Source organism: Streptomyces sp. NPDC008137, from assembly GCF_042957035.1.
In the GTDB taxonomy this organism is placed as follows: domain Bacteria; phylum Actinomycetota; class Actinomycetes; order Streptomycetales; family Streptomycetaceae; genus Streptomyces.
Map to the genome: position 1 here is coordinate 1 of NZ_JBIBHN010000012.1, position 13,809 is coordinate 13,809.

At 68.5% G+C, this 13,809-nt stretch carries 9 protein-coding genes and 1 pseudogene; 6 read left to right on the forward strand and 4 right to left on the reverse strand.

All coding sequences use genetic code 11. The features are described from left to right. Nucleotides 1-333 precede the first annotated feature (333 nt). Entirely contained in the window at nucleotides 334-1,224 is an 891-nt protein-coding gene (locus ACFZBT_RS20435) for an NAD(P)-binding domain-containing protein (RefSeq protein ID WP_391105339.1), read from the reverse strand. A gap of 226 nt (nucleotides 1,225-1,450) precedes the next feature. Here ACFZBT_RS20435 and ACFZBT_RS20440 point away from each other — a divergent pair, with 226 nt between their 5' ends. Together ACFZBT_RS20440 and ACFZBT_RS20445 are read left to right on the forward strand one after the other, a co-directional pair. Next, nucleotides 1,451-1,732 carry a winged helix-turn-helix transcriptional regulator gene (locus ACFZBT_RS20440; protein WP_391105341.1) on the forward strand — a complete coding sequence of 94 codons (282 nt, stop codon included), beginning with the start codon at nucleotides 1,451-1,453 and terminating at the stop codon, nucleotides 1,730-1,732. 59 nt (nucleotides 1,733-1,791) lie between these two features. Continuing rightward, nucleotides 1,792-2,025 (forward strand): annotated as a pseudogene (locus tag ACFZBT_RS20445) (IS110 family transposase); the annotation flags it as partial. Between the two features lie 125 nt (nucleotides 2,026-2,150). On the opposite strand, the gene ACFZBT_RS20450 reads toward ACFZBT_RS20445, so the two are convergent. Beyond that, nucleotides 2,151-3,428, reverse strand: coding sequence for a hypothetical protein (locus tag ACFZBT_RS20450; RefSeq protein ID WP_391105343.1), 1,278 nt, complete (start codon nucleotides 3,426-3,428; stop codon nucleotides 2,151-2,153). A 223-nt stretch (nucleotides 3,429-3,651) separates the two neighbouring features. Between ACFZBT_RS20450 and ACFZBT_RS20455 the strand changes: the two genes are divergently transcribed. The 4 genes from ACFZBT_RS20455 to ACFZBT_RS20470 all read left to right on the forward strand — a co-directional run bounded on the left by ACFZBT_RS20455 (nucleotide 3,652) and on the right by ACFZBT_RS20470 (nucleotide 9,756). Then, nucleotides 3,652-5,667, forward strand: coding sequence for a dynamin family protein (locus tag ACFZBT_RS20455; protein WP_391105345.1), 2,016 nt, complete (start codon nucleotides 3,652-3,654; stop codon nucleotides 5,665-5,667). Nucleotides 5,668-5,669: 2 nt separating this feature from the next. Continuing rightward, nucleotides 5,670-7,847 (forward strand): dynamin family protein, encoded by a 2,178-nt coding sequence (locus ACFZBT_RS20460; protein ID WP_391105347.1) that lies wholly within the window; start codon nucleotides 5,670-5,672, stop codon nucleotides 7,845-7,847. Between the two features lie 1,121 nt (nucleotides 7,848-8,968). After that, nucleotides 8,969-9,517 carry a hypothetical protein gene (locus ACFZBT_RS20465; protein ID WP_391105349.1) on the forward strand — a complete coding sequence of 183 codons (549 nt, stop codon included), beginning with the start codon at nucleotides 8,969-8,971 and terminating at the stop codon, nucleotides 9,515-9,517. A gap of 38 nt (nucleotides 9,518-9,555) precedes the next feature. Next, entirely contained in the window at nucleotides 9,556-9,756 is a 201-nt protein-coding gene (locus tag ACFZBT_RS20470; RefSeq protein ID WP_391105351.1) for a hypothetical protein, read from the forward strand. A gap of 198 nt (nucleotides 9,757-9,954) precedes the next feature. Here the strand turns inward: ACFZBT_RS20470 and adh are convergent, their stop codons facing one another. Together adh and ACFZBT_RS20480 are read right to left on the reverse strand one after the other, a co-directional pair. Further along, nucleotides 9,955-11,472: an aldehyde dehydrogenase gene (adh, locus tag ACFZBT_RS20475; protein ID WP_391105353.1), complete on the reverse strand. Its 1,518-nt coding sequence runs from the start codon at nucleotides 11,470-11,472 to the stop codon at nucleotides 9,955-9,957. 82 nt (nucleotides 11,473-11,554) lie between these two features. After that, complete coding sequence (locus ACFZBT_RS20480; RefSeq protein ID WP_391105355.1) at nucleotides 11,555-12,808, reverse strand: transcriptional regulator; 1,254 nt, start codon at nucleotides 12,806-12,808, stop codon at nucleotides 11,555-11,557. Nucleotides 12,809-13,809: the final 1,001 nt, after the last annotated feature.

The window sequence follows — 13,809 nt, forward strand, 5'->3', positions numbered from 1 at the left end:
TCGCCACCATGCACAACCTCGCCCTAGCCGGGTGAAACAGCACGTCAGGCGTTGCTCAGCCATGCCCGCCACCAAGCCTTCTGCAACACCCTTTAAAGGGTGTCACGTAACTGAGCCGGTGGTGCACGGCAGTGATGGCCTTCGTCTCAACGAACCGTTCTGGGTGTCGAGCATGGCGACAAAGAGGCAGTTGTCAGGATACTTGCTACCCGGCGAGGCAGTCCGGGCACTGGCGTTGGCCTCACGCTGGTGGCCGCAATTGAGCGTGTCCGCCTGCGGTCTGGGGAGCTGGTTGATTGGCCCGATTCCCATGCAATGGTGCGCCGTCCTGGGCTATCCGGTCTGCACAGGGTTCTTGAGGATCTCTGTCAGGGCAGAGATGCTGTGGTCGCCGTGGCCGGCTTCGACCGCGCGCTCGAGCAGGCCGTGGAAGGGCTTGTGCCAACCCACGTCGAGGTTCGCTTCCTTGCCGAGTTCCTCGTCATGGGCGGCTCCGGCCAGGAAGAGGTTTACGGAGGAGGCGGGCTTGCTGTAATCCCCGCTGTCAATCTCCTCGGCGAAGACCGGCAGGACCGAGTTGATCATTTCGAACCACCTGATGCTGAACCGAACCATCGAGGCCGCCGTGAGGCCACGGGCCTGCATTGCTGCCGCGCCCTGGAAGAAACCGACGAGCGCGGGCAGCAGGGTGCCGCCCACCGCCGTTTCGTACAGGGCGGCGAGGTCGGCGTCGGCACCGAGGTAGACAGTGTCGCCCCCCAGCACCCGCAGCGTCGAAGCGAACTCCTCGAAGACGCTGTTGTCGCCGCCGTAGTACAGGAGGGTGTCTGCGGCGCCCACGGCAGACGGTACGTTCTTGATCGCTCCACCGAGGTAGCGTGCTCCCTGCCCAAGCGCCCACTCGGCCATCTGCCGGGCCCCGGCTGGTGAACCGCTGTTCAGGGTCACAAGGGCCCGCCCCTTGAGCCCGGCAGCGGCCGGTTCGAGGGCCTCGATGGTGTTTTCAAATGTGGTCAGGCATGCGATGACCAGTGGACTCACCGCGATCGCCTCGTCCATCGTGTGCGCGTGAACGGCACCCTTGGACACGAGCGGCGCGGCCTTCGACGGAGTCCTGTTCCAGACGGTGGTCGGGTGCCCGGCGTCGATGAATGCCTCAGCCAGTGCGCTGCCCATCGAGCCCAGTCCGACGACGGTCACGGGAGTGCGGTGATGCCCGGTCATACGTTGCTCCTGTCAGAGACGGATCTTCCTGAGCGGCTGAGGCAGCGTCAAGCGCAGGCCAATCGCATGAAGTTGTCGCGATCCGGTGCGATGCCTGCTCCATGCTGTGGGCCTACCAACACTTCTGCAAGTACCTACAATTTTGTCTGGTACCCACATTTTTGTTAGGAGAGTGCCGGTGAAGAGGCGGAGCTATACCTGCGGGCTGGACGCTGCCATCGACATCATGGGAGGGAAATGGAAGGGGCTGATCCTGTTCTGGCTCGGCGAAGGCCCGCTGCGCTTCGGCGAGTTGCGCCGGACAGTGTCCGGTATCAGTGAACGGATGCTGATCCTGCAACTGCGGGAACTGGAGGCCAGCGGCCTGGTGCACCGTGAGGTCCATCACCAGGTCCCACCCAAGGTGGAGTACTCGCTGACCGACTTCGGCCACTCGCTCATCGCCGCTCTCGCCCCACTCGGTCAGTGGGGCGAGGAACACATGGAGCGTCTCGAGGCCCTCCCGTGAGCCGACAGCAGGCAGTCGGGATCGGCGCTGCTCCAACGGGCACCTTGTAGTGGGACCATCACCGCCCACGACGCTACAACCGCCGACTCCAACGACTCTTCTGCATCTCCGCACTGTTCAGCATCCGAAGCTGCGAGGGCTCCCGCCGGTTCCACGACCGCAAACGCTCCGAAGGCAAGCGCCACATCCAAGCCGTCCTCGCTCTGGCCCGTCGCCGCGTCAACGTCCTCTGGGCTCTCCTACGCGACGGACGGACTTACGAGGCCGTGCCTCCCACCACCCTCGCCGCTTGACAGACAGCATGAGGAATCACTCATGATCGTGTTACGAGCTCTGAGCGGTTCAGGCCTTTCTCGGCCTTGCCGCCGCCCTGTGCTGGTACAGGCGGCTCCTCCGCCTCACCACATAGGACACGGTCTTAATCAGGAGGAGGCCCGGACAGAGTCGCGTAGTGGTGGTGCAGTGCCTGCTGCGCACGCTGATCGCGGTCCTGCCACGCCTCCACTGCCGATTCCGCGGTCAGCGCGCCCACAGCGGCGAAAAGCGCCTGCCAGCCATCAGGCACCACAAGCATCGCCCCAGTCAACCAACCGATTGCCTTCGGCACGGTGAATTTCGCCAGCACACTGCGATTGCTGCGCCGGTTGACCTCGTCAGCAGCCGCCCGCATCTCCTCGCGATACAGCTGCCGAGCGGACACATCGTGACCGTCGCCGACCGCGGCAAGGGCCGCCCGTTGACGGATCCGGAACCGGGTGAACACCTCTTCATGGCGGATCTCCAGCATCCGCCGGGTGTCCAACTGCCCGCTGGACGGCAGGGCCAAGTTGGCCAGTCGGCGCATGAACGTACCCTCCGCTTCGGGCAACAGCCCGCCGAGGACACCTGCGACTTCCCGAAACACCGCTTCCTCGGCTGTAGAGGCAAAGAGTGGAACGGCGCGGCCGCCTGTCAGCAGCCAGGCGCGCAGGGTGCGTTCCGCCAGTTCCCGTCGCGACACCTCCCCGCCGGCACCCGCGAAGCTGGAACCCGCTGTCGCGATGCTCGTCGGATGAGCGGTGAGTTGTCGCGGAATGAAGATGATAGTTCCGGACCGGATGAGCGGAGTGAGTTGGGACAGGGTTTCGAGGGTACGGACGAAGATTCGGGGGTCAAAAGCGGGATACCCAGCCGTGTCCGGCTCGTATTCTCGAAGGACTCGAAGCTGTTCGAGAGCGTGATGCTCGTCGTCGAAGGGGTCTTCGAACACGATGTCGTGGGCGTAGCACAAGGGAGCCTTCAGCTCCCTGCAGTCCGGTGAAAGTTGTTCGGGCAGACGTTCGGCTCCGTAAAGCCGGCCGTCCATGAAGAGGTTCGGGCGGCCGCTCCTGGGCACATCCACCAGTTCACGGCCCAGCAATGCGGCTCGCAGATGTCCGTCCGGCAGTGGCAGAGCCCGGGCCCAGCGCTCGGGCGGCACACTGTGAATCTGGTTGAGGTAGACCGTCATGAACTCGTCCGCGCGCAGAGCCGCCATGGTGGAGGCGACGTCGCGTCCCCGCGACACGGCGTCATTCAGCGTGCGTCCGGCCCATGAGGCCAGGTCGTCGATGTCCCGCGCATAGAAAGATTCCAGAGCATCCAGAACCGGCGTTCCAGTTGTTTCCGCGGACGCGTTCAAGGGCGCTCCGATGCAGTCCTCAGCAGTCTGGGACATGATCTCCCGTCTGCCCCCTCAAGCGGTCCTTTTTCGGCTTCTGACAGACCATTGCACAACCCAGACCAGAACAATGACGTAGCAGGCATACGGAATTGTGATGAGATCGGTTCGGCCGCGCAAGATCCAGCTCATGGTTGTTTTCCTGCGAGTGTCTGTGGTCACACTTATGGTGGACGTCGCAAGGGGTATGGGCGGAAACGCCGGGGACGGGGGCAAGGGGATGACATCCCACTGGGCAGATCTTCGACGGGACAAGGACATCGAGCGCCTGGGGGTGATGGCGGACGAGGTTCGATTCCTCGTGTCGGAGGCGGAGATCGAACTGGATCCCCAGTCACAGGTCCTCGACCGCGACTGGATCACCCGGGTGGTCGACCGGGTATCGGCAACGCTGTCCATCATGGTGATCGGACAGGTTTCCTCCGGGAAGTCGTCGCTGATCAATTCACTGCTCGGACGGAAGCTGCTGATCACCGACAGCAAGCCGACCGATGGTGTGGTAGCGGTTCTCAACCCCCTCGACGAAGGGGCGCCAGAGGAGTACGCGGAGCGCGTCTGGTCCGACGGCACCAATACCCGGTTCGAATCGGTCGAGCACGCTGTGCAATTCCTACGGCAGCAGAAGGCGCTGAGCGAGCAACAGGTGGCGTGCCGGGAGGTGCGGTTGTACCTGCGCGAGCCCTTGCTCCGCAGGCTTCGGCTCATCAACACACCCGGCCTCGCCGATCGCCTGCAGGCGTTCGAAGACGTGACGCTCAGGTACCTGCGGGAGGACGAATCGGATCTGGTCCTGTGGACCTTCTATCCGGAGAGCGCCGGGAACGCCGGGGAGGCCGGCGTCTTCGCCCGGGCGCTCGCGGACCGGAGGGAAGCGGTACTGGGGGTCGTCACCAGGTCCCTGGAAGACCGCGACGACGATCCGGAGTACGACCCACACCACGACCCGCGACTGACCGGACCGGGCGGTGTGGTCGACGTGCTGCGCGAGAACCTCGGGGCCCATCTGACGGACATCGTGCTCTACGACTCCCACGAAGCACGGCAGTTGGTCGCGCGCCAGCAGCAGAAGCCAGCTCTGGCCGCCGACAGCGACTTCCAGCGAGAGCTGGAGCGCTGCGGATACCTGCCCCTGCGCCGGGCGCTGGACGACCTCGTCGGCCCCTTCGGTGAGCGGATAGAACGCTCACGCGTGCGCTTGCTGCTCCTGCGATGCGCCGGTCACGCCAAGGAGCTGGCCGACGTGCTGGGCACCGCGAAGAACGAGTTCCGACGCCGCGCCGCGTTCAGCCGCGCGTATCTGGACGAGTGGGCCCGGCTCGAGCGTGACGTGATCGAGCCCGGCCGGACGCAGATGCGGGACGAGATCCGAACGGTCGCCGCGGAGCGGGCTCCGGAGCTCACCTCGCTCTATGGACGCGTCAGTGCCGACACGGTGTTGGAGCACTTCACCCTGGTGCGGACGCTGGTGGGCGAGGCGGCGAACTGGGTGGGTGCGGGCGAGTCCGCCGCGGAGCGCCTCGACCGGCAGATCCGTTCCGCCATCGCGCGCGCCGAGGAGGAGAGCTCGTTCTGGGAGCGGGTCAACGTCCGCGGCGTATGCGTCGCCGACGAGCACCTTCGCAGGCTGCAACAGGATCTGCGGGACGTCGGGCGGCTCGAGGCCCCCGCCGACGGGGGTGAGGGAGAGGGCGCCGCAGTGCCGCTCGGCCGGCCGGGGGCCGACGCCCAAGAAGCCGCGAACGCGGCAGCGGCCATCGCGGGGACGGCGGCCGCCAAGGCTGCGGCCGCAGCCTGGGGCAAGCTCACCGCCCAGCAAGCAGCCCAGGAGGCAGCGAAGGAGGCGGCCAAAGAGGCGGTCAAAAAAGCGTCCAAGGAATCGACGAAACATACCGCCAAAGCGCTCGTCGGCACTGTGCTGACGGTCTTCTTCGCCGCTCTCACGGCCGCCGACTTCCGCAAGCTGGTCAAGGACTTCGGCAAGGACCGTGACGCCCTCGCCGGGAAGCTCCGGGCGCGGTACGCAGCCGAGGAGGCAAATTTCGCCGGCCGCATCTTCGACCACCTGGCGGCCCCGGCTGAACGCCGGCTCGAGCAGGCGCTCCGCAGCCCGCGGGCTTCCCTCGCCCACCGTGCGCAGGACGTCGCACTGTGGGAGGAGAAGGCCGCGCGGGCACAGCGGGTCAGGGACCAGCTCACGGCCCTCGCCCACGACTTCACGGAGCGGGCAGGGCGGTAGGAGTGAGCGGAACGAAAGCCGGTGCCGGTTGGTGGAGGCGACGGGCACCGTCCGTACCGGACCGCCTCCGCAAGGATTCCCTTGCCCTGCTGGAGCGGGGACACGCGCTGGCGCGCGACGTGGAGGGCGGGGTGGACGGCGGCGGCCCGGACACGACTCCGCTGCAGTTCGACCTCTCCGAAGTCATAAACCTGTGGTCCGTCCGGACGCCGCAGGTGCTGCTGCTCGGGGCCTACTCCTCCGGCAAGACCAGTCTGATGGTGCGCATGCTCGGTCTGAACTGGCTCCCCGTCGCCAAGACGCCCACCACCGCCGTCCCCACCGAGTTTCGCTTCGGACCCCGGCCGAGGGGCCTGTTGCGGTTCCGCACCAAGGTCCGCGTGACACTGCCGCGGCAGACCGAAAGCCGGGCCCGTACCAACGCCAAGGCCCTCGCCGGCTGGCTCCGGTCGCCGGACGACTTCGGTGTAGAGGAGGTCCACGAGCTCACCGGAGGTGACCGTACGCCGGTGCGGGCTCCGGTCCTCCTGGCCGAACTGGACCGGGAACTCGAAGGCGCTTCGGAGCAGCCCCTGCCGGCACGGACATTCGAACTCTCGCTCCGGCGACGGGAGCCGGCGGTGTTCGACCTCACCGCACCGGACGCGTTCGCACGTCACCTCACCGACCCCGGGCTGGCGCCGCTCCTGTACAAGGCCACCTGCGAGATTCCGCGTCCCGAGCTGCGGCGCCTCGGCTTCCTGGACACCGCGGGCCTGTGCTCGCCCGTTCCGTCGCACGGCGAGGTGTACGCGGAGCTGGTCCGGCGCACGCCCGATGCGATCGTCTTGCTGCTGGATGCCCGCCGTCCCGACTCCTACACCAACAATGCGGCGCTGGAGGCGCTCCGCCGGTTCGTCCGGGAGCCCGACGACTACCGCCGGGTGACCTTCGCCTTCACCTGGTGGGACCGCGAGGTCAAACGGTTCATGAGCGCCGAGGACTACTCGACCGGTCCCGAGCGTGACTTCGTCTCCCGGCCCCAGCGGGAAGCCGCGGCCGCCGAGCGGATCGCCGAACTCCGTGATCAGCTGCGCGACCTGCTCACGGACGTGGTGGGAGTCCCCCCGTCCGGCGAACCCGCGACCGCTTTCCTCGCCTTGGCCCCTTCCGTGCCGGAAGAGATGCGAGGCGGGCCCGGAGATCTGTGCCGTCGTCTGGAGGAGGACTTCGCAGGGGAGCTGGGCGCCCGCATGTGGAGGGACCGCTGGCGGGCCGCGGTGCAGTTCGGGCCTCGTCTGCACGAAGCACACAGGCACGCGTACGAGGAGGCGGGTCTGCGCCTGGAGCTCACCGCCGCCGACACCAACCGTGAGTACGAGGCACGGCGGATCGTACGGGAACGGCAGCAACTGCAAGCTGCCGTCGAACGCTCCTGCTCGTCCCTGGACCGGATCGTCCGCTCCCTGGAGCGGGCGATGCTGTTGGAGATCGAGGCACTGCGGACCAAGACGAGGTTGTTGGAGTACATCGAGAAGGGATGTGCGCGGACGATGGCCGGAGCGCTGACCGCCCTGGCCGAGACCGCAGCGGAACAGCACCGGGCGATCGTCGAACTCTGCCCCGAGGCCGCCGCGCTGGAGCCGATCGTGGTCGACGCACGGCTGCTGGCGCTCGACCCTGCGACGCGAGACCGGGTCACGGCGCTCTTCACCGGTGCCGGGTACCTGCTCAAAGCCACTTCGGACGCCTTGTTCGGCGGATTCCGGGAGCTGACCGGGGCAGAGCGCGAGGCCGCCCGTGAAGAGCTCAGGGGACATCTCGAATCGGTGATCGACATCCTCTCCAGGACAGCGCGGGACTGGGCGGCGCGCGCCCGGTTGGCCGAGGGGCAGGCCCTGACGCGGTTGGAGCGCCGCGCCCAGGTGCTGACCGCCGACCGCACCGAGGCCGCGCGCCTGCGCACAGCGCTGCGCGAGCGATTGACTCTCCTCGAGCGGCTGGAGCCGGAGGTAGCGGCATTCGCCAGCGACATCGAGGAGTTCGTAGCGGGGCGGGGCGGGGCGGCAGGGAAGGCTGCCGGGGGAAGAGGTCCGGAACCCGAGGGTGTGCCGCGCTGGTCACGGCGGCTCCGAGCTGCATGGCTGGGCGCGTGGAAACGGCTTGCGGTGAGAGGGCCGGACCGCCCCCATGGGGAGTGATACACGTGGGGCTGCGCGTATGTGGATGCGGACCACGAACAGAGCTGTGCCGGAGGTGGCTCAGTAGGGCCTGCAAAGACGTTGCTATCCGTTACGCGTAGAGCTCGTAACACGATCTTGCTGAGATGCCCTGGTCGGGCGTGACCGGGGTTGTGGTCGTAGGTCCACTTTGCACCGTCGGAGCCGCTGGTGGTGTCGGTCTGCGACATCATGTTGCCCGAGGTGTCGTACCGGTTGGTCACCCTCTCGCCGCTGGAGGAGGGGAGGGTCTCGGGGTAGTGGCCACCAGCCTTCCGGGTCCACGCCATGGCGGACTGGGCGCCCGTGGGCTGGGTGGCGGTCTTCGGGTTGAAGGAGTCGTCGTAGTCGAACTTGGGGATCGAAGTTGATGTTCTCGTCCAGGAAGGACTTCCACACCCACACGTAGCCGTAGTTCTCGTTGCACTCGGGGAGTAGAACTGCTTGACCGAGGCGATCGTCTCCGTGCCGCGGTAGGCGTAGGAGGTCGTGCCGATCTGGTAGGCGTCCGAGCACCCGCCGGCCGCCAGAGCCCGTTCGGTCAGCGGGTTCCCCGCTTCTGAAGGCTCGGATGAGACGGGAGGCTGCGCGCCAGGTACGGGGCGCGGGCCCGTACCCGCGGACGCGGTTCCCGCGCACACCAACGTCATAGCGACGGCGCCGGACGCGGCAACCGTGCACATGGCCGATCTCGGCTTCTTCTGGGCGCGCGAAAGGCGCGCACCTTCGGTGCGTCGATTCAAGACTTCCCCCCCCCACGGGAAGACGGACCTCGCAGACCCCTGCGGTCACGAGGAACTCACAACCTGGCACATAAAGCACACAAGGCGGCGGTAGGTGCCCTGAAGTCACCTGCCACACAGGCAGGAACAGGCCCCTCTCTGACCGAGGAATCTCATCTTCCAAAGCCGCAAGGAAGCAACTACAAGCGCCCTCACCAGGCCCTGGACATGGCTACCCCGGCCAGCCTGTTCCGCCCAACCCGGCCACAGCCCGGCGACCCTGTGCCGACAGTCACCGCACCGGCCGTTCCCCGAACTGTCTCACTCGACCCCCTGCCCGCACCGCCAACTGTTCTGCTGCCGCCGGCCACCACTGAGCCCGTGCTGCTGGCCGACTCGAGCGCCGTCGAGTTCGACACCGTGGTCGCAGCGAGCGGGGTCCTCGACGTGCTGCCCCGCGTCCAGCGGCTGCGACTGGCCGCGGAGCACGCCGGACGCCTCGCCCACGTGTGGGCCGACGAGCACAGCGTTCACGTCCTGATCGGCGGCGAGCACGTCCGCACCTCCGCGTCCAACCTGACCAGCGCAGACCTGGAGGATCTCCGACTACGTGGCGCCCGTCCGGCCGGCCCGCCCCCGGTCGCCGCGGTCGCGGCGCGCTCCAGCAAACTCCCTGCCGGAACCGTCGTCGAAGTGACCCGAGCCGTCGACGCCGCGGGCTTCTGCCAGCTGGACGGCGCCCTCTCAACGTCGGGACGCCCCTGGCCCAGCAGCAAGTGGCACTCCGCCTTGACGGGCACCTCGTCCACGTTGTCGCCGACGGCGTGCTCGCCAAGACCCTGCCGTCGCCGATCTCTCCGGAGCGACGAGTCCACCTTCGAGGCGCCCGCGTCGCGAACGATCCGCTGCCCCCACCTGCCTCCGGCCTGATCGGCGTCACGCGCCGCGTCCCTCGCGACTGCGTCGTCATGGTCACCCGGCAGCGACTCCGCATCGGACGCACCCACGCCGGGAAAACCGTCCGCATCCTCGTCGAGGACACGCGCTTCCGGGTCCTCCTCGATGGCGAGGACCCCAGCCTTCACCCACGCAACAACAGCCAGCCGGTCACCCGCTTCAAGGCATACGCGCCGCGTGAGAGCCAGGGCAAGACGTCAAAGATCTCCTGACAACAGGACGTCGAAATTCTCGTGAGACGTCACACGACAGCCCGGGCCTGGCCCGGAAATGCCCCGGAACAGATGGTCAGAGGTGGGGTACCGGTGGAAGGAATTGGGAGCAAGGCCGAATTCCGCTCGTGGTCCAGGCGCACCCGCAGATGGGCGCCTGACCGGCATCTACCCAGGTCAGGCGCCCAGTTTCCGTGCCTAGAAGAAGCCCAGCTTCTTCGGCGAGTAGCTCACCAGCAAGTTCTTCGTCTGCTGGTAGTGGTCCAGCATCATCCTGTGCGTCTCCCGGCCGATCCCCGACTTCTTGTAGCCGCCGAACGCCGCGTGGGCCGGATACGCGTGGTAGCAGTTGGTCCAGACCCGGCCCGCCTTGATCTCACGGCCGAGGCGGTAGGCCGTGTTGCCGTCGCGGGTCCAGACTCCGGCGCCCAGGCCGTACAGGGTGTCGTTGGCCAGTTTGAGGGCCTCGTCGACGGAGTCGTAGGTCGTGACCGAGACGACCGGGCCGAAGATCTCCTCCTGGAAGATCCGCATGTCGTTGCTGCCGCGGAAGATCGTCGGCTCGATGTAGTAACCGCCCTCCAGGCCGGGGACGGCCCGGGGGTTGCCGCCCGTGACGACCTCGGCGCCTTCCTTCCGGCCGATGTCGAGGTAGGAGAGGATCTTCTCGTACTGGTCGTTGCTCGCCTGCGCGCCGATCATGGTGTCCGGGTCCAGCGGGTCGCCACCGACGATGGCCTGGGTGCGTTCGACGCAACGGGCCATGAACTCGTCGTAGATGGAGGAGTGGATGAGGGCGCGCGACGGGCAGGTGCACACCTCGCCCTGGTTGAGGGCGAACATCACGAAGCCCTCGACGGCCTTGTCCAGGAAGTCGTCGTCCGCGGCCGTGACGTCGGGCAGGAAGATGTTCGGGCTCTTGCCGCCGAGCTCCAGCGTGACCGGGATGATGTTCTCGCTCGCGTACTGCATGATCAGGCGGCCGGTCGTCGTCTCCCCGGTGAACGCCACCTTCGCCACGCGCGGACTGGAGGCCAGCGGCTTGCCTGCTTCGACGCCGAAGCCGTTCACGACGTTGACCACGCCTGGGGGCAGCAGATCCGCTATCAGTTCGATGACGTAGAGCAGGCTGACCGGGGTCTGCTCGGCCGGTTTGATGACGACGCAGTTGCCGGCGGCCAGCGCGGGGGCGAGTTTCCACGTGGCCATCAGGATCGGGAAGTTCCAGGGGATGATCTGGCCGACCACGCCCAGCGGCTCGTGGAAGTGGTACGCGACCGTGTCGGCGTCGATCTCCGCGATGCTGCCCTCCTGTGCGCGCACGACGCCGGCGAAGTACCGGAAGTGGTCGACGGCCAGTGGGATGTCTGCGGCCAGCGTCTCTCGGACCGGCTTGCCGTTCTCCCAGGTCTCGGCGACCGCGATCTTCTCCAGATGTTCCTCCATGCGGTCCGCGATCCTGTTGAGGATGCCGGCGCGTTCCGCGACGGACGTGCGGCCCCACTGGTCGGCCGCCCGGTGCGCCGCGTCCAGTGCGAGGTCGACATCGGCGGCGGAGGAGCGGGCCACCTCGCAGAAGACCTTGCCGGTCACGGGGCTCGGGTTCTCGAAGTAGCGGCCCTCGACCGGGGCGACGAAGTCACCGCCGATGAAGTTGTCGTAGCGCCGGGCGAAGCTGACGATGCTGCCGTCCGTTCCTGGCTGCGCGTACACCATGGCGGCTCTCCTCGGTGAGGGGCGGTGACAGATGACGCCCTTCATGGTGCTCCCGGGAGGTTGGCGCTAGGTTGGCGCCGCGTCAGTCGCGCACGGCCGCGGTCAGCCGTCCGGCCGCGAGCGCGCGGCGGGTGTCGTCCGGCGCGAGGAGACGCAGTGCGTGTTCGTGGATCTCCGCGTCGTACGGGGCCCGTTCGCCGTAGCGCAGGGCGTGCTCCGGGCGGATGCTCGCCAGTACGGCCTCGCGTACGGCCACTTCGAGGCGGGTGCGCCACTCCTCGATGCCGGGTGCCTCGGAACGGGGCAGCAGGGGACCGCCGTAGCGGAGCAGGGCGGTGTCCGTGTCGCCCTGCTCCAGGGCGCGCAGGACGTCGGCAGCGTCGCAGGACACCGGCATCGTCAGGGCGTAGCGGCGGGGGGCGATGCCGCCGCCGAGGGCGCGGCGCAGGTGGGAGATCTCCGCCTTGAAGGTGGACGCGGTGACCGGCCGGTCGCCGTACAGGGCGGCGCGCAGCCGCTCCGGGGAGAAGCCGTCGGGTTCGAGCGTGAGCAGGGTGAGGATCTCCAACTGGCGTGGACGCAGCGGGAGGTGTCGACCGTCAGGTAGGGCCTGCACCGCTTGCTCGGCGCCCAGGCAGGTGAGCCGCAGCCGGCTCGGCGGCTGGGACGGCCGAACCGGCCGGAGTTGTTCCGTGGCGAGGCGGGCCTCGATGGTGGACACCAGTGTCCGTACGGTGGACATGGCCAGGGGGTGTGAGCGGTCCCAGGTCGTGGACAGGTCCAGGACGCCGAGGACCCGGCCGTCCGGGCCGTGCACGGGGGCGCAGTAGCAGACCCAGCCGTGCAGGGCCGAGACCAGGTGCTCGGCCGAGAAGACGGAGCTGGGGCGGCCGGTGCGCAGTGCGAGGGACAGGGCGTTGGTGCCCATGGCCTGCTCGTCCCACCGGCCGCCCGGCGCGAAGTTGACCCGCTCGGCCTTGCGGCGCATCGTCGGGCCGCCGCAGGTCCACAGGATGGTGCCGGACTCGTCGGTGACCGCCGTGACGAAACCGGCGTCCTCGGCGATGCTGTGCAGTTCGCCGGCGAGGCCCGAGACCGGCCGGTACAGCGGTGAGGACGTCCAGCGCTGGTGCACCGGGCCGCCGTCGGTGACCGGGGCGCTGTCCCGGCCCGGGTCCACACTGCCCAGCGAACGCGCCCAGGACTCGGTCACCTCGTGGCGCAGCGCCGCGCTGCCGCCCGGCCGCGTGCCGGGGACGCTCAGCCGCGGTACCCAGTGGGACCACTCGTGCTCCAGCACGGTCCTGCGTTGCCGGAGGTCAGGGCGCTGTGACATGGCCTCTCCCTGCCGTCGTAGCCGTCGTACCGGTTCTCGGCGTGAGGTCAGTGTTACCGGACGCGCCGGGCCCGGTCGAGGAAACCGGCGGACCGGGGTCCGGGGTTCCGCCTGACTGGCCGGGTACGACCGGCCGGGAAGTGGCTCCGCTCTGAACGGGCGACCGCCTGACTGGATGTTTGTCCGCCCCCGTGTGCCGCCGTACGGGTGACGGGTTCACTCGACCCGACGGACGGGGTCCCGGCCGCGTACCACCGGCGCGCGGCGTCACGTTGCCCTGGCATGGACAGCACTGCGACGACGCGGCGCCTGCTCGGGAACGACGCCGCGCCCCGGCCGTACGCCGAACTCACCAGCGGATACTCGGGCCATCCGCCGATCTACGCGGCCCTGGTCGCCGAATGGGAGGCGAGGGGCCACACCGTCCCGGAGCACCATGACGGCCAGTGGGTCTCCTTCGCCGCGCCGACCGAGAGCGAGACCTGGACGGCCGTCCCCGCGTGGCACACCGGCCCGCACCTGGGCCCGGTCCTCCCTTCCGGCGCCCATCCGGCCGCCGGCCGGCACACGGGTCCGGTTGTCGCCGCAGGCGCACCCCCGGCTGCCGGCCGCCACACAGGTCCAGTCGTCGCCGCAGGCGCACCGCCGGCTGCCAGTCGGCACACGGGTCCGGTTGTCGCCGCAGGCGCACCCCCGGCCGCCGGTCGCCACACAGGTCCAGTCGTCGCCGCAGGCGCACCGTCGGCTGCCAGTCGGCACGCAGGTCCGGTTGTCGCCGCAGGCGCACCCCCGGCCGCCGGTCGCCACACAGGTCCGGTTGTCGCCGCAGGCGCACCCCCGGCTGCCAGTCGCCACACAGGTCCGGTTGTCGCCGCCGGCGCATCCCCGGCCCCCGGCCGCCACACAGGCCCGGTCATTCCACCCGCAGTTCACCCGGCGCCCGGCCTGTACGCAGGCCTGGTCGCCTCGTCCGGCACTCGTCCGGCCGCTGACCGGCGGCC

Excerpts from the sequence above, each read along its gene's own strand:
- ACFZBT_RS20435 (WP_391105339.1), bottom strand. The coding sequence starts at position 1,224 with ATGACCGGGCATCACCGCACTCCCGTGACCGTCGTCGGACTGGGCTCG.
- ACFZBT_RS20440 (WP_391105341.1), top strand. The coding sequence starts at position 1,451 with ATGGGAGGGAAATGGAAGGGGCTGATCCTGTTCTGGCTCGGCGAAGGC.
- ACFZBT_RS20450 (WP_391105343.1), bottom strand. The coding sequence starts at position 3,428 with ATGTCCCAGACTGCTGAGGACTGCATCGGAGCGCCCTTGAACGCGTCC.
- ACFZBT_RS20455 (WP_391105345.1), top strand. The coding sequence starts at position 3,652 with ATGACATCCCACTGGGCAGATCTTCGACGGGACAAGGACATCGAGCGC.
- ACFZBT_RS20470 (WP_391105351.1), top strand. The coding sequence starts at position 9,556 with ATGGTCACCCGGCAGCGACTCCGCATCGGACGCACCCACGCCGGGAAA.
- adh (WP_391105353.1), bottom strand. The coding sequence starts at position 11,472 with ATGGTGTACGCGCAGCCAGGAACGGACGGCAGCATCGTCAGCTTCGCC.
- ACFZBT_RS20480 (WP_391105355.1), bottom strand. The coding sequence starts at position 12,808 with ATGTCACAGCGCCCTGACCTCCGGCAACGCAGGACCGTGCTGGAGCAC.